The 19,778-nt window shown below is 65.1% G+C and carries 19 protein-coding genes; 16 read left to right on the top strand and 3 right to left on the bottom strand.

Annotated features, from left to right (window positions below; genetic code table 11):
- The first annotated feature begins 67 nt into the window (after window positions 1-67).
- From mltG to AWB77_RS26545, 9 genes are all read left to right on the top strand, one after another.
- A complete protein-coding gene (mltG, locus tag AWB77_RS26585) occupies window positions 68-1,078 on the top strand; it encodes an endolytic transglycosylase MltG (RefSeq protein WP_061137455.1) in 1,011 nt (336 codons plus the stop codon).
- A complete protein-coding gene (tmk, locus tag AWB77_RS26580; protein WP_061137454.1) occupies window positions 1,079-1,699 on the top strand; it encodes a dTMP kinase in 621 nt (206 codons plus the stop codon).
- Window positions 1,700-1,717: 18 nt separating this feature from the next.
- Window positions 1,718-2,758 carry a DNA polymerase III subunit delta' gene (locus AWB77_RS26575; protein WP_061137453.1) on the top strand — a complete coding sequence of 347 codons (1,041 nt, stop codon included), beginning with the start codon at window positions 1,718-1,720 and terminating at the stop codon, window positions 2,756-2,758.
- Window positions 2,759-2,809: 51 nt separating this feature from the next.
- Window positions 2,810-3,595, top strand: a complete 786-nt coding sequence (locus tag AWB77_RS26570) for a TatD family hydrolase (protein WP_061137452.1) — start codon at window positions 2,810-2,812, stop codon at window positions 3,593-3,595.
- A 54-nt stretch (window positions 3,596-3,649) separates the two neighbouring features.
- The gene (locus AWB77_RS26565) at window positions 3,650-4,396 is read left to right on the top strand and encodes an ankyrin repeat domain-containing protein (RefSeq protein WP_061137451.1); all 747 of its coding nucleotides are present in this window, start codon (window positions 3,650-3,652) and stop codon (window positions 4,394-4,396) included.
- A 104-nt stretch (window positions 4,397-4,500) separates the two neighbouring features.
- Window positions 4,501-4,857: a Rap1a/Tai family immunity protein gene (locus AWB77_RS26560; RefSeq protein WP_061137450.1), complete on the top strand. Its 357-nt coding sequence runs from the start codon at window positions 4,501-4,503 to the stop codon at window positions 4,855-4,857.
- Window positions 4,858-5,023: 166 nt separating this feature from the next.
- A complete protein-coding gene (locus AWB77_RS26555) occupies window positions 5,024-6,262 on the top strand; it encodes a mechanosensitive ion channel family protein (RefSeq protein ID WP_061137580.1) in 1,239 nt (412 codons plus the stop codon).
- A gap of 82 nt (window positions 6,263-6,344) precedes the next feature.
- On the top strand, window positions 6,345-7,730 hold the full coding sequence (gene otsA / locus AWB77_RS26550; protein ID WP_061137449.1) for an alpha,alpha-trehalose-phosphate synthase (UDP-forming): 1,386 nt from the start codon (window positions 6,345-6,347) through the stop codon (window positions 7,728-7,730).
- A gap of 229 nt (window positions 7,731-7,959) precedes the next feature.
- Window positions 7,960-9,027 carry a glycosyltransferase family 4 protein gene (locus AWB77_RS26545; protein WP_061137448.1) on the top strand — a complete coding sequence of 356 codons (1,068 nt, stop codon included), beginning with the start codon at window positions 7,960-7,962 and terminating at the stop codon, window positions 9,025-9,027.
- 96 nt (window positions 9,028-9,123) lie between these two features.
- Here the strand turns inward: AWB77_RS26545 and AWB77_RS26540 are convergent, their stop codons facing one another.
- The 3 genes from AWB77_RS26540 to AWB77_RS26530 form a co-directional block, all read right to left on the bottom strand.
- Window positions 9,124-9,714, bottom strand: coding sequence for a BPSL1445 family SYLF domain-containing lipoprotein (locus AWB77_RS26540; RefSeq protein ID WP_061137579.1), 591 nt, complete (start codon window positions 9,712-9,714; stop codon window positions 9,124-9,126).
- Between the two features lie 399 nt (window positions 9,715-10,113).
- A complete protein-coding gene (locus AWB77_RS26535) occupies window positions 10,114-10,590 on the bottom strand; it encodes a hypothetical protein (RefSeq protein ID WP_061137447.1) in 477 nt (158 codons plus the stop codon).
- Between the two features lie 257 nt (window positions 10,591-10,847).
- A complete protein-coding gene (locus AWB77_RS26530) occupies window positions 10,848-11,144 on the bottom strand; it encodes a PsiF family protein (RefSeq protein WP_061137446.1) in 297 nt (98 codons plus the stop codon).
- A 237-nt stretch (window positions 11,145-11,381) separates the two neighbouring features.
- Here AWB77_RS26530 and AWB77_RS26525 point away from each other — a divergent pair, with 237 nt between their 5' ends.
- From AWB77_RS26525 to AWB77_RS26495, 7 genes are all read left to right on the top strand, one after another.
- On the top strand, window positions 11,382-11,663 hold the full coding sequence (locus tag AWB77_RS26525) for a hypothetical protein (protein WP_061137445.1): 282 nt from the start codon (window positions 11,382-11,384) through the stop codon (window positions 11,661-11,663).
- A gap of 243 nt (window positions 11,664-11,906) precedes the next feature.
- Window positions 11,907-12,869 (top strand): sugar ABC transporter substrate-binding protein, encoded by a 963-nt coding sequence (locus AWB77_RS26520; RefSeq protein WP_061137444.1) that lies wholly within the window; start codon window positions 11,907-11,909, stop codon window positions 12,867-12,869.
- A 145-nt stretch (window positions 12,870-13,014) separates the two neighbouring features.
- On the top strand, window positions 13,015-14,622 hold the full coding sequence (locus tag AWB77_RS26515) for a sugar ABC transporter ATP-binding protein (protein WP_061137443.1): 1,608 nt from the start codon (window positions 13,015-13,017) through the stop codon (window positions 14,620-14,622).
- Window positions 14,623-15,612, top strand: a complete 990-nt coding sequence (locus tag AWB77_RS26510) for an ABC transporter permease (protein WP_061137442.1) — start codon at window positions 14,623-14,625, stop codon at window positions 15,610-15,612.
- A 192-nt stretch (window positions 15,613-15,804) separates the two neighbouring features.
- Window positions 15,805-16,827, top strand: a complete 1,023-nt coding sequence (locus tag AWB77_RS26505) for a LacI family DNA-binding transcriptional regulator (RefSeq protein WP_061137441.1) — start codon at window positions 15,805-15,807, stop codon at window positions 16,825-16,827.
- A gap of 38 nt (window positions 16,828-16,865) precedes the next feature.
- Window positions 16,866-17,798 (top strand): ribokinase, encoded by a 933-nt coding sequence (gene rbsK / locus AWB77_RS26500; RefSeq protein WP_061137440.1) that lies wholly within the window; start codon window positions 16,866-16,868, stop codon window positions 17,796-17,798.
- Window positions 17,799-17,977: 179 nt separating this feature from the next.
- Window positions 17,978-19,708 (top strand): methyl-accepting chemotaxis protein, encoded by a 1,731-nt coding sequence (locus AWB77_RS26495; RefSeq protein WP_061137439.1) that lies wholly within the window; start codon window positions 17,978-17,980, stop codon window positions 19,706-19,708.
- Window positions 19,709-19,778 lie beyond the last annotated feature (70 nt).

Here is a 19,778-nt window from a genome sequence, read left to right as displayed (position 1 = left end):
GCCCGGGAATGCGGCTCTGTAGCAGGCGGCAAGTTATTATATTGGTCTTATCTCAAGCGTGTTTCGCATGTCCTTTCTGAAGAAATGCGTCGCGGCTGCGGTGCTCGCCGCGATGCTCGCGGCAGCCGTCGCGGGCGGCGTCTACTGGTGGGCCAACCGGCCCCTCACCTTGCCGGCGCCCGAGATCGACGTCACGATCAAGCCGCACAGCAGCCTGCGCAGCGTGAGCGCCCAGTTGAATCGCGGCGGCGTGCCCGTCGAACCCGAGCTTTTCGTGCTGATGACGCGCGTGCTCGGCCTGTCCGCGCAGTTGAAATCCGGCAATTACGCTTTCAAGAGCGGCGTCACGCCTTACGAAGTGCTCGAAAAAATCGCGCGCGGCGACGTGAACGAATATGTCGCGACGGTGATCGAGGGCTGGACGCTGCAGAAGATGCGCAGCGAACTCGACGGCAATCCCGCGCTCACGCACGACACGGCCGGCATGACCGATACCGACCTCCTGCGCGCGATCGGCGCAGCGGAACTCGACAAGGCGTCCGCCGAGGGCCTCTTCTTCCCGGACACCTATCTCTTCGACAAAGGCACGAGCGATCTCGCCGTCTACAAGCGCGCGTACCGGCTGATGCAGGCGCGCCTCACGGAAGCGTGGAACATGCGCGCGCAGAACCTGCCTTACAAGACGCCTTACGACGCGCTCATCATGGCGTCGATCGTCGAGAAGGAGACAGGGCGCGCATCCGACCGGCCGCTCGTCGCGGCGGTGTTCGCGAACCGGCTGCGCATCGGCATGCCGCTGCAGACCGATCCGAGCGTGATCTACGGGCTCGGGCCGGCCTACGGCGGCAAGCTCAGGAAAAAGGACCTGCAGACGGACACTCCGTACAATACCTATACGCGCATGGGTCTGCCGCCGACGCCGATCGCGCTGCCCGGCGTGGCCGCATTGAACGCCACGCTCAACCCCGCCGCGAGCAATGCGCTCTATTTCGTGTCGCGCGGCGACGGCAGCAGCATCTTTTCCGACAATCTGGGCGACCACAACAGGGCCGTCGACAAATACATCCGGGGTCAATGAATGGCGCGCGGCAAGTTCATCACGTTCGAAGGTATCGATGGCGCGGGCAAGACCACGCATCTGAACTGGTTCCGCGAGCGGCTCGAAGCGCAGGTCGAACCGGCCGGGCATCGGGTCGTCATGACGCGCGAGCCGGGCGGCACGCCGCTCGGTGAAACGCTGCGCGGCATCCTGCTGAATCAGCCGATGGATCTCGAAACCGAAGCGCTGCTCATGTTCGCCGCGCGCCGCGAGCATCTGGCGCAAGTGATCGAACCGGCGTTGTCGCGCGGCGACTGGGTGCTGTCGGACCGTTTCACCGACGCGACGTTCGCCTATCAGGGCGGCGGGCGCGGGCTGCCGCGCGACAAGCTCGAAGCGCTCGAACGCTGGGTGCAGGGCGGCTTCCAGCCGGATCTGACCGTGCTTTTCGACGTGCCGACCGGCACCGCGAGCGAGCGCCGTTCCGCCGCGCGCGCGCCGGACAAGTTCGAGAGCGAATCGGAGGCTTTCTTCGAGCGCACGCGCAGCGAATATCTGCGCCGCGCGGAGGAATCGCCGCAGCGGTTTTTCATCGTCGATTCGACGCGTTCTATCGACGAAATTCGCAAAAAGCTCGAAGAAGTCGTCGCGAGCATCTGATTCCACGAACAAACATCGATGATCTATCCCTGGCAAACCGATGACTGGCAGCGGCTCCAGCAACTGCGCGCGCACTGGCCGCATGCGCTTTTGCTGCACGGCGAGGCTGGCATCGGCAAATTGCAGTTCGCGCAGCATCTCGCGCAGGGCTTGCTGTGCGAGACGCCCGCCGCGAACGGCGAGCCGTGCGGGACGTGCCCGGCGTGCCTGTGGTTCTCGCAAGGCAATCATCCCGACTATCGCGCGGTGCTGCCCGAGGCGCTCGCGGGGCTCGCCGCCGCGAGCGCCGACGCGTCCGACGCCGCCGCCGACAAATCCGATGGCGACGACGGCAAGAAAGGCCGCGCGCCGAGCAAGGAAATCAAGATCGAACAGGTGCGCGCGCTGCTGGACTTCTGCGGCGTCGGCTCGCATCGGGGCGGTTTGCGTGTCGTCGTGCTGTATCCGGCCGAGGCGCTCAACGTCGCGGCGGCGAATGCGCTGCTGAAAACGCTCGAAGAACCGCCGTCGGGCGTCGTGTTTTTGCTGGTGTCGGCGCGCATCGACCGGCTGCTGCCGACGATCATCAGCCGCTGCCGTCAATGGCCGATGAGCGTGCCGCCGCAGAACGGAGCGAGCGCGTGGCTCGCGTCGCAGGGCGTCGACGATCCTGCGGGATTGCTCGCGCAGGCGGGCGGCGCGCCGCTTGCTGCCCTCGCGCTGGCGACTGACGAAAACCGCGCGCTGCGCGAGTTCACGCTCGCGCAACTCGCCGCCGGCCCGAACTGCGACGCCTTCGCGTGCGGCGAAAACCTGCAGAAGCTGCCGGTGCCGCTCGTGCTCGGCTGGCTGCAGCGCTGGCTTTACGACTTGCTCGCGCAGCGTTCGGCCGGGCGGCCGCGCTATTTTCCCGGCGCGGCCAAGGCGCTCGCGCGGTGCGCGCAAAGCGCCGATCCTGCCGCGCTCGCGCGCTACATGAAGACCGTGACGCGGCAGCGCGCGGTGGAAAATCATCCGTTGAACGCGCGTCTCGTGTTCGAGGAACTGTTCATGGGTTATCGCGGGATTTACACGGCCTGAGCGCCCGAGTGCATCGGACCGCGACGCAAGGAACGCATCAAGGAGCAGCAGATGTTCGTCGATTCACACTGCCACATCAACTTCGAAGGGCTCGCTGACCGTCTGCCCGACGTGCTCGACAAGATGCGCGCGCATTCGGTCACGCACGCGCTGTGCGTGTCGGTCGATCTGGAGACGCTGCCTTCGGTGCTCGCCATCGCCGAGCAGCACGAGAACGTGTATGCATCGGTCGGCGTGCATCCCGATCACGAGGACATGCGCGAGCCGAGCGTCGCTGAACTCGTCGAACTGGCGGCGCACCCTAAGGTCTGCGCGATCGGTGAAACCGGGCTCGACTACTATCGGCTGGAAGGGCGAAGCATCGCCGACATGGAATGGCAGCGCGAACGCTTTCGCACTCACATCCGCGCGGCGCACGCGACGGGCAAGCCGCTCATCGTTCATACGCGTTCGTCGTCGGACGATACGCTGCGCATCATGGAAGAAGAGCGCGCGCACGTGCCGGGCGGCGTGATGCATTGCTTCACCGAGCCGTGGGACGTCGCCGAACGGGCGCTCGCGCAGAACTTTCATATCTCGCTGTCGGGCATCGTCACGTTCAAGAAGGCAACCGATGTGCAGGACGTCGCGCGGCGCGTGCCGCTCGAACGTCTGCTCATCGAAACCGATTCGCCGTATCTCGCGCCGGTGCCGTATCGCGGCAAGCCGAATGAACCTGCGTACGTGAGTTATGTCGGACGTTTCATCGCGCAGTTGCGCGAGCAGCCGGAAGAGGCCGTCGCGCAGGCGACCACCGACAACTTCTTCCGGCTCTTCAAGATCGCGCGGCCAGTCTGAGGGCGGCCGGCCCGCGCGCAAAAAAACTGTTTCAAGGCAATCCGAAGGTCACTTATGAACACTTCCCCGATGGTTTCCACTCCGAACACGACGCGCGCTGCGCGCAAGGGCACGGCCGTGCGCGGTCTCGTCGCCGGCGCGCTGCTGGCGGCCTGCGCGATCGCCCAGCCGGCCTGGGCCGCGTCCGTGGACTCGCTCATCAAGGCGGTCAAGTTCGACGATGTTTCGGCGGTCAAGAAGCAGCTCGCACAGGGCGCGGACCCGAACACGGTCGACAACACCGGCACGCCGATCATCGTGATCGCCGCGCGCGAGAAGTCGGACAAAGTCGGCCAGTTGCTCGCCGACAACCCGAAGACCGATATCGAAAAGCTCGATCCCGCCGGCGAAAACGCGATGATGCTCGCCGCGCTCAACGGCGACGCGACCTTCGTGAATCTGCTGATCGCCAAGGATGCCGAAGTGAACAAGAAAGGCTGGACGCCGTTGCATTACGCGGCAACGAACGGCCACGACGATATCGTGAAGATCCTGGTCGACCATTCCGCCTACATCGACGCGGGTTCGCCCAACGGCACGACGCCGCTCATGATGGCCGCGCGCGGCGGTCATCTTTCGACGGTCAAGCTGCTGCTCGACGAAGGCGCCGATCTGCGCGTGAAGAACCAGCTCGGCCTGACGGCGGTGGATTTCGCGCAGAAGTACAACGAGAAAGATGTCGCCGAAGGCCTGAAGGCGCGTCTGGACTCGATGCAACAAGGCGGCGGCGCTGCGCAAAGCGGCTCAAACGGTGCAAAATAACGGTGCGGCATCAAGTCACGGAGCGTGCGCGGTCAGGCGCGGCCGCGCATTGCTCCGAACCGGTTGCTCCAATCCAGGCCGCCGCTCAACATAAAAGGAAGACCATGCTGCGGGAATTCGTCCTCGCCTGTGCTCTCGCGACGCCCGCGTGTGCGTTCGCGTTTACCGGCAACGATCTGAACAAGCTCTGCACCAAAACGGATCCCAACTCGCGGACCGCCTGCGCGGCGTATATCGAAGGCGCGGCGGACGGCATCTACAACACGATCGAGGCGATCGGCGGAACCTCCGGGCCGCAGGTCGGCCAATACTTCTGCCTGCCGGCGGACGTGAAGCCGCAGCAACTCACGGACGCGGTGCGCAAGTACATCGCGAACAATCCCGACAAGGCCGATTTCAACGCGACCACGATGGTCTCGCTCGGTCTCGGCAAGGCGTTTCCCTGCAAGGCGGAACGCTGAGCGAACAATGACGCCGCAACATGGGCGTCACGCTGGCTGATACAACGAGCGGCGGCCGCGCCCGGACGGCCGTCGCGGCAACATCGCGTAGCACCCCGCATCCGTGCGATGCGACCGCCGTATCCACCTCGCCGCTTATTTCTTCGAGGCTGATCCCGCGACGCTCATGCTTTCACTCGATCATTTTCTGACTCTTGCAGAACGGCCGCTCGGCACATGGCCCGGCGCGTTCGTCGTCGCGGCGATCGCGGTGGCGGTCGCCGTAGGCGTGCATCGCATCGGCGCGCGCATTCTCGTGCGTATCGCGCGGCCGTATCCGCTGATGAGCGTCGTCCTGCGCTACATCGACACGCCCGCGCTCGTCCTGCTCATCATCCTCGCGATCGGCTTCATGATTTTCGAGGCGCCCGATACGCTGCCTTTCATCGGCGTGCTGCGCGATGTCGAAACCGTCGCGCTGATCGGCGCGCTCACGTTTCTCGCGGCGCGTTCGGCAGGCGCGGTCGGCGAAGCGATCGTGCAGGCGCATCCGCTCGACACCGACGACAATCTCAACGCCCGCCGCATCCATACGCAGGCGCGCGTGCTCGCGCGTTCGGTGATGGTGGTGATCGTGATCATCGGCTTCGGCGCGGCGCTGATGGCGTTTCCGAGCGTGCGGCAGATCGGCGCGAGTCTCCTGGCCTCGGCGGGCGTCGCGGGGCTCGTCGCCGGGATCGCCGCGCGGCCGGTGCTCGGCAATCTGATCGCCGGCTTGCAGATCGCGCTGTCGCAGCCGATCCGCCTCGACGACGTCGTCGTGATTCAGGGCGAGTGGGGCCGTGTCGAAGAAATCACGGGCACGTACGTGTCGATCCGCATCTGGGATCAGCGGCGGCTCATCGTGCCGTTGCAATGGTTCATCGAGAATCCGTTCACGAACTGGACGCGCAATAGTTCGCAGATCATCGGCACGGTGTTTCTGTATGTCGATTACCGCATGCCGCTCGCGCCGTTGCGCGAGGAACTCGAGCGCATTCTCGCGCACGCGCCGGAATGGGATGGCCGCGTGCAGGTGCTGCAAGTCACCGACGCCACCGATCGCGCGATGCAACTGCGCGTGCTCGTCAGTTCATTCGATTCGGCGCTCAACTGGGACCTGCGCTGCCGTGTGCGCGAAGGGCTCGTGAACTTCGTGCAGGCGGCGTATCCGCACTATCTGCCGCGCGCGCGCGCGGATTTGTCGACCGACAAGGACATGCACGTCGATTTCGCGCCGCCGCTCGAACGCGCGGGCGCGGTGCAGGCGGCGAGCACGGCCAACACAGCCGCCGATCCGATCGCGAGCCGCGGCGAAGCGACCGGCCCGGACCCGAGGGCGCACGCGGCGGCTTCCACCGCGCCGATGCCGGCCAAGAACACATGATGGAAACCCGCGACGCGTTTCCCGGTCGAAAATTTCGGGTTTATCGTAAAAAAGCAGCGTTCGAAGAGGAAAAGGAAAACATATGAGCCGTCTCATCGTCGTATCCAACCGGGTCGCCACGCCGACCGAAACCAAGGGCTCCGCGGGCGGGCTCGCCGTCGGCGTCTTCGGTGCGCTGAAGGACAGCGGCGGCGTCTGGTTCGGCTGGAGCGGCGACGTCGTGAGCGAGACCGTCGCGAATCAGGGGCCGAAGCTCGAACAGGACGGCGCGGTCACGTTCGCGACCGTCGGCTTGCCGAAGAAGGACTACGACCAGTACTACCGCGGCTTCTCCAACGCGATGCTGTGGCCGGTCTTCCACTATCGCAACGATCTCGCCGTCTATGACCGCGACGAATATGCGGGCTACCGGCGCGTGAACGCGTGGCTCGCGCACAAACTCATCAAGCTGCTCGAAGCCGACGACATCATCTGGGTCCACGACTACCACCTGATTCCCTTCGCGGAAGCGCTGCGCTCGGCGGGCATCGGGAATCGAACGGGCTTCTTCCTGCATATTCCGTTTCCGTCGCCGCAAATCCTGCTGAACATACCGCCGCACGAAGAACTGGTGAGGTCGCTCTGCTGCTATGACGTCGTGGGATTTCAGACGGAGAGCGACCGCGTCGCGTTTCACGATTACATCGTCCGGCACGCGCATGGCACGGCGACGCCCGACGGCCACGTCGAAGCGTTCGGCAGGAAGCTCAGGACGAACGTGTATCGCATCGGCGTGTTCCCCGATGAAATCGCCGAGCAGGCCGAGCGCGGCGAGGCGCGTCAGGACGTGATGGACCTGAAGCAGAGCCTCGAAGGCCGCAAGCTCATCATGAGCGTGGACCGGCTCGATTATTCGAAGGGACTCGTCGAGCGTTTTCGCGCGTTCGAGCATTTTCTGGAGAAGTCGCCGGAGTGGCGCGGCAACGTTACGCTCGTGCAGATCGCGCCGCCGACGCGCTCGGACGTCGAAACATATCAGCAGATCCGCCAGAACCTGGAGTACGAGGCAGGGCGCATCAACGGGCGCTACTCCGGGCTCGATTACACGCCGATCCGCTATCTCAACCAGCGTTACGACCGCTGGAAGCTGATGTCGCTGTTCCGCGAATCGCAGATCGGACTCGTCACGCCGCTGCGCGACGGCATGAATCTCGTCGCGAAGGAATACATCGCCGCGCAGAATCCCGACGATCCCGGCGTGCTCGTGCTCTCGCAATTCGCCGGCGCGGCCGACGAAATGACGGGCGCGGTGATGGTCAATCCGCACGATATCGTCGGCATGAGCGAGGCGATCGGCCGCGCGCTGGCGATGCCCCTCGCCGAGCGCAAGCAGCGCTACGACACCAACATGGCCGCGCTGCGCAAGCACAATCTGGGCGTGTGGCGCGACGAATTTCTCGCGGACCTTCGCGGCGAGCGCAAGGCGTAACCGCTCGTCGATACGGTTGTTTCGGCGCTGTAACAGAGCGCTGAAAGTGCAAGGAGCGTCTAGAAACGGCACATCGGCACTCGATAATGCGCTTCATCGCAGCAGATGGCGGAGCAGTGCATAAGGGCAAACCTCGTTGTACGACCTTACGGCCCGCTGTCATACTCGATGCGCGCCGCGGCTGACACGCGATCGGCCGCACGTCGAAATTCGCATGGAGACGAGAACGATGAGAATTGCCCAGATTGCTCCGCTGACCGAATCGGTGCCGCCGAAGCTCTACGGCGGGACCGAGCGCGTCGTGTCGTACCTCACCGAGGCGCTCGTCGAACTCGGTCACGAGGTGACGCTTTTTGCAACCGGCGATTCGCAAACCAGCGCCAACCTGGAACCCGTGTGGCCGCGCGCGTTGCGGCTCGATCCGGCGATCCGCGACCGCATCGCGCCTCATATGCTGCTGATGGAACTGGTGCGCCGTCGCGCGGAAGAGTTCGACGTCCTGCACTTTCACATGGACTATTACTCGTTCTCGCTTTTCAAGCGCCAGGACACGCCCTTCGTCACGACGATGCACGGCCGCCTCGATCTGCCCGAGCAGCAGCCCGTGTTCGATACCTTCAACACCGCGCCGGTCATCTCCATCTCCGATGCGCAGCGTCATCCGCTGCCGCAGGCCAAATGGGTGAGCACGGTGTATCACGGCCTGCCCGAAAAGCTCTATGTGCCGCAGCCGGTGGAGCAGAAGTATCTGGCGTTTTTGGGGCGTATTTCACCGGAGAAGCGTGTCGATACGGCGATTCGCATCGCGGGCCGCTGCGGCTTGCCGATCAAGATCGCCGCCAAGGTGGACTTCGCCGATCACGAATATTTCGAGCGCGAGATCGCGCCCTTGCTGAAGTTGCCGTATGTCGAATTCGTCGGCGAGATCAACGATGGTCAGAAGGCCGAATTTCTGTCCGGCGCGCATGCGCTGCTGTTTCCGATCGACTGGCCGGAACCGTTCGGCCTCGTGATGATCGAGGCGATGGCGTGCGGGACGCCTGTGGTCGCGTTCAATCGCGGGGCGGTGCCGGAGGTGGTGGACGAGGGCGTGTCGGGCTTCATCGTCGAGGATGAGATCGGCGCAGTGGCGGCGGTGAACCGGCTGCATACGCTCTCGCGCGAACGCGTGCGCAGGCGCTTCGAGGAGCGCTTCACGTCGCATCGGATGGCGCGGGAATATCTCGATGCGTATCAGGCGGTCGTCCGCGCGCAGAAGCGTGCGCGTTTCAAGGTGATCGATCGCGCGACGAGCTGAACGCGCGAAAACACGAAAAAAACCGCCGTGTGGCGCGACCCGAAGGTCGCACCACACGGCGGTTCTGCATTCGCCGCGAGAAAAAGCGCGTGGCGCTCAGTACTTGATGCGCGACACCTTCGTGCCCTGCAACGAGACGTCGGCCATCAGGCCCGCGTTCGTGAGGACGATGGCCTCGACCGGCTTGGTGGCCGTGGTCGTGTCGATCACGCCGTTCGCGCCCATCTTCACCAGCGCCACCGATGCGTCCGCGCCTGCCGACCAGCCGTCGGAGTTGCGGAATTTGTCGAGCGCGTCCTGCGTCATGAACAGGAAGATCAGCGCCTTCGACTGTGCGCCGGCCTGCAGGCCGAACGAGCCAGAGGTCGTGCTGTAGTAGCCGACGCTGCTGCCGCCCACGCGCAGCGCGCCCTTGCCGTATTGCGCGCCGACGATGAAGCCGGCCTGCAGCACCGAGGGGAACACCAGTACGCCGCGCGCCTTCGCGACCAGTTCGCGCGAGCCGCCGACGGTGGCGTAGAGACGCTGAATCGTGCTGTCGACATCTGCGTCGATGGCGCGGCGGTCATCGGCGGCGCCTGCGGCCGCTTCGCTTCCGCTGTTCCGATTCGCCGTGCAGCCGGCAAGCGCGAGGCCTCCCAGCGCCAGAACTGCGGTCGACTTGAGCATGAAGTTTCGTCTTTGCATCATTGTTCTCCATCGTGGATTTGGGAAACCCCATAGAGCGGGAGGGTGAGGCACGCCAAGTTATAGCACAGCAACATGAAACGCGAACCCCGGCCCATGCGCCCGAAGCCTTGTCACGCTTGGGTTTTCAGGCTCCGCAACATTCGGTCAAACAACCCGGTTCAGCTTACTCCGAATCCGTCCCCATCATCGTCAAGTGGGGCGCAAAAATTACGAAAATCTTTCGACTCCACCGCCCCCACCTCTTACAAGGTTAGACGAAGCTTTGACCAAACCGAAATGGAAACGGAGTTTTCGCCCGAAGTGCGGCTTAACGGCAGCAGATTTTTCGTCGGACTGCCTTTAGGTCGTACGAGAAAACCGCCAGAGGAAGTAGCAACGACCGTACCCGGACGCCGCTCATGAATGGGTCGTCGTTTTTACTTCGGCCGCGGACGCGGGCGCGGGCGTGATGCGTTGAGGCCGGCGCAATGCGCGCCGGATTCCGCCGATCAGCATACCGAGCACAAGCAGAAATGCCGCGGGCACGATCCAGTAACCGACGAATGCATGCCAGAGGTAATCGGCAAGCGTTGACTTGCGATGCGCGTATTCGTCGAGCGCTTCCTGATGCTTCGCCGCGTTGGCCGCGAGTACATCGTCGGGACAGCCGGCGGCGCGCGCTTCGTCGGGCGCGCCGTGGCAGCGTGCGGCGGCGCCGGCGGCACGCTGCGCATCGGTCAGCTCCCAGGTAGAGAGCGACTTCTGGAGATCGACGTTGTTGTACGCCATCTCCTCGCGCACTTCGTTCACCGCGACGATCAGCACCGGCACGAACCAGAACGTGATCGTGACGAGCCACCGCCTGAACCAGCGGTTCTTGTGTCTCCATGCCATCCGATGCCTCCATGCGTGGCACTTCGCCTCGCTCGAAACGGCGGCGGCCGATGGCTTTCTGTCTTGTATTCGAGGGGCCGCCTTCGCGTCATCTTATGAGAAAAAGACGACGGTGCGAATCACCAGCTTGGGTGCGGTGCAATATCGGCCGGTAGGCAGCGTAAATAGGTAAGGGTCGCCGCGCGCGAACGGCGCGGCGGATGCATGCAGCAAGGCGTACTCATGGACCCGAAGCGGAATCATGCACGCCTGTTGAATCAGCCCTTGTTGCTGAGGCAGCTCTTCATGAACGACTTGCGATCGTCGCCTTTCTTGTCGCCCGCCTGACTGTTGCACGCGGTCATCTTCTGCTGCTGCGTCATCGGCGCGGAGGCGGCGGCGGGCGCGGCCGACAGACAGCTCTTCATGAAAGCCTTGCGGTCGTCGCCTTTCTTGTCGCCTGCCTGCTTGTTGCAGTCGGCCATCTTGTTTTGCTGGCTGTTCGCGGCGAAGGCTGCATTCGCGCCGAGCGTCAGGCTCAGCACGGCGATGAGGGCGGTGGCTCGAATGGTCATGTGACGCTCCCTGATTTGAGTGACGGTTATTGTTCGACGGCGCGTGTCCGTAGCGGCATGCCGCCCGCGCATTATGGCAAACCCAATATGAACGATGTGCGGGATAAGGTGAAATCGCTAGACGCGCCGACGCGCGGGAATACGGCTTGCAGCCAGCTTTCATCCACGATATCCACACGATCACGGCCGCAGACGTATGATCGAGCGGCGCACGTCCAACGACCAGGGAGACGGTTCATGTCCACGCCGCTGTCCGACCATTACAAGGGCTTCGAAATCAAGGTGCAGGCATTGCGGCGCGCGAAGGAACGCGATGATCCCGACGACGGCCCGCGCCACTTCGACATCGTCGTGACGATCGCACGGAGCGCGCACGGCGAGAGCGGCCGCCCGGTGATGTTCGGCGTGCCGGATCAGCAGCCTTTCGAAAGCCCGATCGACGCGACGCGCGCGGGCATCGACTACGCGCGCGACATCATCGACAACAAGGTGGAAGGGCAGTCCGTCGAGGACCTCTGAGGCGCACGAAGCACGACGGCGCCCGCCGATTCGCCGCGTCGTCCCATGTGGACTACACGTTAGCCCGATTGACCGCGAGCGCCTCTCCAACGAGAATCGACGGCGGGCAAACGTTCAAGCCGCGTAAAAAAGGGCGCTCGCAGGCATTGGCGCGTGAGCCGCCCCGGCGCGGACGAAAGCGCGTTGCTCGTGTTCGCTGCATCTCGCAAGACCAGACAAACCAGAAAAACATCGGAGATTGGCATGAACCGAACCATCCGCCGGCGCGTCCTTTCGGCTGCCGTCGCGCTCGCCGCCTGCACCGCACTGCCGTTCGCCTCGTCGTCCGCATTCGCGCAAACGGCGGGCAAGCCCAAGGTCGCGCTCGTCATGAAGTCGCTCGCCAACGAGTTCTTCCTGACGATGGAGAACGGCGCGAAGGACTATCAGGCGCACAACAAGAACCAGTTCGACCTGATCACCAACGGCATCAAGGACGAGACCGATACCGCCGCGCAAATCCGCATCGTCGAGCAGATGATCGTTTCGAAAGTCGACGCGCTTATCATCGCGCCGGCGGATTCGAAGGCGCTCGTGCCGGTCATCAAGAAGGCGGCGGACGCGGGCATCATCGTCGTGAACATCGACAACCGGCTCGATCCGGACGTGCTGAAGTCGAAGGATCTGAACGTGCCCTTCGTCGGACCGGACAACAAGAAGGGCGCAAGAAAGGTCGGCGACTATCTCGCGCCGAAGCTCAAGAAGGGCGATGAAGTCGCGATCATCGAAGGCGTGACGACGACCACGAACTCGCAGGCGCGCAGCGCGGGCTTCAAGGAAGCGATGGACGCGGCCGGCATGAAGGTCGTCGCGCTCCAGTCGGGCGAATGGGAAATCGACAAGGGCAACGCCGTCGCCTCGCAGATCCTGAACGCCAACCCGAACGTGAAGGCGCTGCTGTGCGACAACGACAACATGGCGATCGGCGCCGTGTCGGCGATTCGCGCGGCGGGCAAGGCGGGCAAGGTGCAGGTCGTCGGCTTCGACAACATCGGCGCGATCAAGCCGATGCTGAAGGACGGCCGCGTGCTCGCCACTGCCGATCAATATGCAGCCAAGCAGGCCGTGTTCGGCATCGACGTGGCGCTGAAGGCGATCGCCGGCCACAAGAAGCAGTCGGAGCTTTCGCAGGTCGTCGAAACGCCCGTCGATCTCGTGACGAAGTAAGCCCGCGCGAAGCCTCAAGTTCGCGCCGGGCGTGCCGATAACGTACTGACGAGCGCGCAAGGCAGACGGCTTGGCCTTGCGTGCACGGCTTCGCGAAGCCGTGCCGGACCTCGACGAGGATGCTGATCCAGGCCTTGAAGCGCCCATGACCGGAACGAACGATTCGAACGATTCGAATGACGCGAACGTGCTGACGGTGACGGGCGTCGGCAAAACCTATGTCGAGCCGGTGCTGTCGGACGTGTCGCTCGCGCTCGCGCCCGGCCAGGTGCTCGCACTCACCGGCGAGAACGGCGCGGGCAAGAGCACGCTGTCGAAGATCATGGGCGGACTCACCGACCCGACCGCGGGCACGATGACGCTCGCGGGCCACCCGTATGCGCCGAAAAGCCGGTCCGAGGCCGAAGCGCTCGGCGTGCGGATGGTGATGCAGGAGCTGAACCTGCTGCCCACTTTGTCCGTGGCGGAGAATCTCTTTCTGAACCGCTTGCCGCGCAAGGGCTTCGGCTGGATCGACCGCAGGCGGCTCGCGGAAGACGCGCGTCACGCGATGGCGCAGGTCGGCCTCGACGCGATCGATCCGGACACGCTCGTCGGCGGTCTCGGCATCGGGCATCAGCAGATGGTGGAAATCGCGCGCAATCTGATCGGCGATTGCCGCGTGCTGATTCTCGACGAGCCGACCGCGATGCTCACCGCGCGCGAAGTCGACTTGCTGTTCGAACAGGTCGAGCGGTTGAAGGCGCGCGGCGTCGCGCTCGTGTACATCTCGCACCGGCTGGAAGAATTGCGGCGCATCGCGGAGCGCGCGGCCGTGCTGCGCGACGGACGCCTCGTGCATATCGGCCCGATGGACGCGCTCACGAGCGAGCGCCTCGTCACGCTGATGGTCGGGCGCGAGATCGGCGAGCGTATCGATCTGGGCGAGCGGCGCATCGGCGATGTCGCGCTGAAAGTGGAGGGCATGACGCGGCTGCCCGTCGTCCGCGACGTGTCGTTCAAAGTGCGCGCGGGCGAGATTTTCGGCGTGAGCGGGCTCATCGGCGCGGGCCGCACGGAATTGATGCGCCTGATATACGGCGCGGATCGCGCGGATGCGGGCAGCGTGTCGATCGCGCGCAAAGGCGAGGCGTTGCGGCGCGTGTCGGTGCAGTCGCCGTCGGATGCTGTGAACGAAGGCATCGCGCTCATCACGGAGGATCGCAAGGGCGAGGGCCTGTTGCTCAGCCTGCCGATCGCCGCGAACGTTTCACTCGGCAACCTGGGCGCAGTGGCGCGTCGCGGCGTCGTCGACACGCGCCTGGAAGCGGCGCTCGCGCAGCGCCAGATCGACGCGATGCGCATCCGCACTTCCGGGCCGGCGCAGGCGGTATCGGAACTGTCGGGCGGCAACCAGCAGAAGGTCGTGATCGGCCGCTGGCTCGCGCGCGACTGCTCGGTGCTGCTGTTCGACGAACCGACGCGCGGCATCGACGTCGGCGCGAAGTTCGACATCTACGGGCTGATGGGCGCGCTCGCCCGCGAGGGACGCGCGCTCGTCGTCGTGTCGAGCGACCTGCGCGAGCTGATGCTGATTTGCGACCGCATCGGCGTGATGTCGGCGGGACGCATGACGGGCGTGTTCGAGCGCGCGAACTGGACGCAGGACGCGCTGCTCGCGGCGGCGTTCGCGGGCTACGCGAAGCGCGATGCGATCCTGCACGAACCGATCGTCCCGGACGCGAAAGCGCCCGAAGACAACGTGGAGCATTGAATGAGCGAAGCGAACCTGCCCGCCGACGCACCGAAGAGCACGAAAGGCGTCGGCACGCGGCTCGGCATTTCGAATTACCTGGGACTTGCGGGCGCGCTCGCCGCGATGATCGCGCTCTTTTCGGTGCTGAGCTCGCACTTTCTGACGTACGACACGTTCAGCACCATCGCGAACCAGATTCCGGATCTCGTCGTGATGTCGGTCGGGATGACGTTCGTGCTCATTATCGCGAGCATCGATCTGTCGGTCGGATCGGTGCTGGCGCTGGGCGCGTCGGTGGTGAGCGTGGCCGCGCTCAAGTGGCACTGGCCGGCGTTTCCGGCCGCGCTGATCGGCCTCGCGGCGGCCGCGCTCACGGGCACGGTGACCGGGCTCGTCACGGTGGCGTGGCGGATTCCGTCGTTCATCGTGTCGCTCGGCGTGCTCGAAGGCGCGCGCGGACTCGCGTATCAGATGACGAATTCGCGCACGGCGTATATCGGCGATGCATTCGATTTTCTGTCGAATCCGATCGCCTTCGGCATCTCGCCCGCGTTCCTGATCGCGGTCGCGGTGATGATAATTGCCCATCTGGTCTTGACCCGGACGGTTTTTGGCCGATATCTCGTAGGAATCGGCACGAACGAGGAAGCCGTGCGGCTCGCGGGCGTGAATCCGCGGCCCTACAAGGTGATCGTTTTCGCGTTGATGGGCGCGCTGTCGGGACTCGCCGCGCTGTTTCAGATCTCGCGGCTCGAAGCCGCCGATCCGAACGCCGGCGCGGGGCTGGAACTGCAGGTGATCGCAGCGGTGGTGATCGGCGGAACGAGCTTGATGGGCGGGCGCGGCTCGGTCATCAGCACGTTTTTCGGGGTGTTGATCATCTCCGTGCTGGCGGCGGGACTGGCGCAGATCGGCGCGAACGAGCCGACCAAGCGCATCATTACCGGCGCGGTGATCGTGGTGGCGGTGGTGCTGGACACATACCGCAGCAGAAAAAAGCGTGTGTAATCGTTTGTCTGACCGAAGGACGTCGCCGGCATGCGCTCCGCACGGGGTGGAAGCGCGGCCGGCGGCGGCAGTGAAGCAGGAGCGGCAAGCAGGGCGCGGGGAAAGCAGCATGGCGCGCGGCGGAAGTAGCGCGCGCCGGACGCCTTACGACCAATAAAAGCAGTAAGACCTAAGCAAAGCGAAGGACGATGTATGGCGACGATCAAAGACGTGGCAGCCATTGCCGGGGTGTCGTTCACGACGGTATCCCATGTAGTGAACAATTCGCGGCCGGTGTCGGCCGACGTGCGGGCGAAAGTCGAGCGGGCGATCCGCGAGCTCGACTACGTGCCGTCGGCGGTCGCGCGCTCGCTGAAGGCGCGCTCGACGGCGACCATCGGCCTGCTCGTGCCGAACGCGACGAATCCGTATTTCGCCGAGCTTGCGCGCGGCGTCGAGGACGGCTGCGCGAAGAACGGCTATTGCGTGTTCTTCTGCAACTCGGACGACGATCCCGCCAAGCAGCGCAGCTATCTGCGCGTGCTGCAGGAAAAGCGCATCGACGGGCTGGTGATCGCGTCGGCGGGTGAGGATTCGGTGCTCGCGCAATGTCTCGCGGGCGCGCGCGAGCCGCTCGTGATCGTCGACCGGAATATCGAAGGATTGCAGTCGGACCTCGTGCAGATCGACCACGAAAAAGGCGCGTATCTCGCCACGCGGCATCTGCTGCAGCTCGGGCATTCGAAGATCGGCTGCATCACGGGGCCGGTCGCGACCGCCGTATCCGCGATGCGCCTGCACGGTTTCATCCGCGCGATGGCCGAGCGCGGCATGGAGATCGAGCCGAACGCGATCCAGCAGAGCGACTTCTCCGCGACGGGCGGCTATGCGGCGGCCTCGCAACTGCTCGACAACATGAAGCCGACCGCGATCTTCGCGTGCAACGACATGATGGGCATCGGCGCGTTGCGGGCGGCGGCGGAGCGCCACATCAACGTGCCGGCGGACTGTTCGATCATCGGTTTCGACGATGTCGAGCTGTCGCGCTACACGTATCCCGCGCTCTCGACGGTGGGACAATCGGTGCGCGCGCTCGGCGAGATGGCCGCGCAGACGCTGATCGACCGCATCACCGGCAAGCTGACCGGCACGACGCGCCGCCGTGTGGTGCCGCCGCGCCTCGTGCGGCGCGAATCGACCGCCGTCGTGCCGGAATCGCGCGGCGCGAAGGCTTGAGAACGACGGTATTTCAACCAGGCAACCAGGAAAGGAAGATGGGCGACAGCGCCAAGAAGGGCCGCGTGACCGTGATCGGCAGCCTCAACATGGATCTCGTCGCGCGCGCGCCGCGTCTGCCGCGGCCGGGCGAAACGCTCGCCGGCCACGCGTTCGCGCAGGTGCCGGGCGGCAAGGGCGGCAATCAGGCGGTCGCTTCGGCGCGTCTCGGCGCGCAGGTCGCGATGATCGGCTGCGTCGGCGGCGACTCGAACGGCGCCACGCTCAGAAGCAGTCTCGAAGCGGAAGGCATCGACTGCACGGCGCTCGCGACCAGTGCCAACGCGCCGACGGGCGTCGCGCTCATCGTCGTCGACGATGCGAGCCAGAACGCGATCGTCATCGTCGCGGGCAGCAACGCCGAAGTGACGCCCGCGCGCATCGCGGAGGAAGAAGCGCTGATCGCGCGAGCCGACGTGATCGTCTGCCAGCTCGAGACGCCGCCCGATACCGTGCGCGCCGCGCTCGCCGCGGGCAGGCGCTTGCAGCACACGACGATCCTCAATCCCGCGCCCGCCGCGCGCAAGCTGCCGCCGGACTGGTTTCCGCTGATCGATTATCTGATTCCGAACGAGCTGGAAGCCGCGACGCTTTCCGGCGTCGCCATCGAGACGCCCGACGATGCCCGTCGCGCCGCGCAGGCGTTGAAGGCGAAGGGCGCGCGCAATGTGATCGTGACGCTCGGCGCGCAAGGCGTGCTCGCGCTCATCGACGGCGCGCCGGGCGAGGGCGTGCATCTGCCGTCGCCGAACGTCCAAGCGGTCGATACGACCGCCGCCGGCGACACGTTCATCGGCGGCTTTGCGGCGGAACTCGCACGCGGGGCGGGGGCGATGGATGCAATCGCGTTCGGCCAGCGCGCGGCGGCGATCGCGGTGACGCGCGAAGGAGCGCAGCCATCGATTCCGCACCGCAGCGAAATATCCGCATAACTTTTCAATGTTCGTTGAAAAACGGCGCGTCCTACGCGCCGTTTTCTTTTCATACGAAACAATTCCCTCAAGTGCCGACGCTTTCGCGCCGTTTACATGCATAGCGGCCGCACGATGTTCCGCGCGCACGCAGTCACGCAACGACGACCCCGCTCGCGAGCGGCATCAGGGAAAACTCAATGAAAAAAGCTTTGACGATCAAGGCGCGCCTCGGCATATCGATGGCGTTTCTGGGTGGGCTGCTCATCGCGATCGGCGCGCTGGGACTCACCGGCATGAGCCATTCGAACGGCGCGTTTCAGGACACCTTTTCGGTGCAGATGCCCGCGGCGATCGCCGTCGGCAACGCGGAAATGTACGCGGCGCGCGAACGGCTCGTATTCGATCGCGCGGCGCTGCTCGCCGGCACGCCGGAAGTGGCCTCCACGGTCGAACGCGCGCGCCTGATGCGCGATCGGGCCGACGGCTACTGGAAGGAATACACGTCGCTGCCGCAGGCGCCCGGCGAAAAGCGTCTCGCCGATGCCGCACAGGACAAGCGCCTCGCGCTGCAAGGCATCGTCGACAAGGGCGTGGCCGCCGTCATGGCGAACGATCACGACGGCATCATCACGAACGCCAAGGCGATGCAGGGCGCCTACAACGAGCTCGCCAACGCGAACGATGCACTGCGCAAGTACCTGACCGAAGCGTCGCGAAAGAGCTACGAGGAAACGCAGAGCCGCTTCGAGCTGTATCGCGCGCTGAGTCTCGGCGCGATCGCGCTCGGCATGGCGGCGGCGGTGTTCGCATGGGTGTCGTTGAGGCGCGCCATCGCCCGGCCGCTCGAAGCCGCGCTCGGACATTTCGAGGCCATCGCCGCGGGCGATCTGCGCCGCGAAGTCGTCGTCACGTCGCGCGATGAAATGGGCCAGTTGCTCGAAGGCCTCGCCAGAATGCGCGCGAGCCTGCTTGCGACCGTGCGGACCGTTCGCTCGGGCAGCGAATCGATCGCGTCCGCGACGCAGCAGATCGCGGCCGGCAATACCGATCTGTCGTCGCGCACGGAAGAACAAGCGTCGGCGCTACAGGAGACGGCGTCGAGCATGGAGGAGCTGACCGGCACCGTCCGCCAGAACGCCGACAACGCGCGGCAGGCGAGCGCGCTCGCGGCAAATGCGTCGGACATCGCGGGCAAGGGCAGCGCGGTCGTCACGCAAGTCGTCGATACGATGCGCGAGATCAACGGCAGTTCGTCGAAGATCGCGGACATCATCACGATCATCGAAGGCATCGCGTTCCAGACGAATATTCTCGCGCTCAACGCGGCTGTCGAAGCGGCGCGCGCGGGCGAGGAAGGGCGCGGCTTCGCGGTCGTCGCGGGCGAAGTGCGCAGCCTGGCGCAGCGTTCGTCGGCGGCGGCGAAGGAGATCAAGGAACTGATCGATACCTCCGTCGCGCGCGTGCGGACGGGCACCACGCTCGTCGACGAGGCGGGCCGCACGATGAACGAGATCATCGGCGCGGTGCAGCGCGTGACCGACATCATGGGCGAGATCGCGGCGGCATCGGAGGAACAGTCGAGCGGCATCGATCAAGTGTCGCGCGCCGTCACGCAGATGGACGAAGTGACACAGCAGAACGCGGCGCTCGTCGAGGAAGCGGCGGCCGCCGCGCAATCGCTCGAAGATCAGGCCGCGCGGCTGCGCCAGGCGGTCGCGGTGTTCCAGGTGGCGGACGGCGCGCCGCTTGCTGCTGTTCCGGCTGCATCCACGGTGGCGGCGAAAATTGCATCGCGTGCAACGGTGAGCGCACGCGTCGCACCGAAGCCCGTCGCGGCCACGCCGGCGAAGCGCACGGTTGCGGTGCCGCCCGCGACGCCGAAAGCACCCGCGACGGCCGATGCGGGCGGCGACTGGGAGACGTTCTGAACGTAGCGTGCGAGGGGTGAATGCGCGCGTTTGCACATGAATGCATGCGTGCGCGACCAACGTCGATCCG

Source organism: Caballeronia fortuita (assembly GCF_001544835.2).
GTDB lineage: Bacteria > Pseudomonadota > Gammaproteobacteria > Burkholderiales > Burkholderiaceae > Caballeronia > Caballeronia fortuita.
The sequence above is the reverse complement of the archived record's forward strand: the minus strand, read 5'-3'. Positions and strand labels throughout refer to the sequence as shown.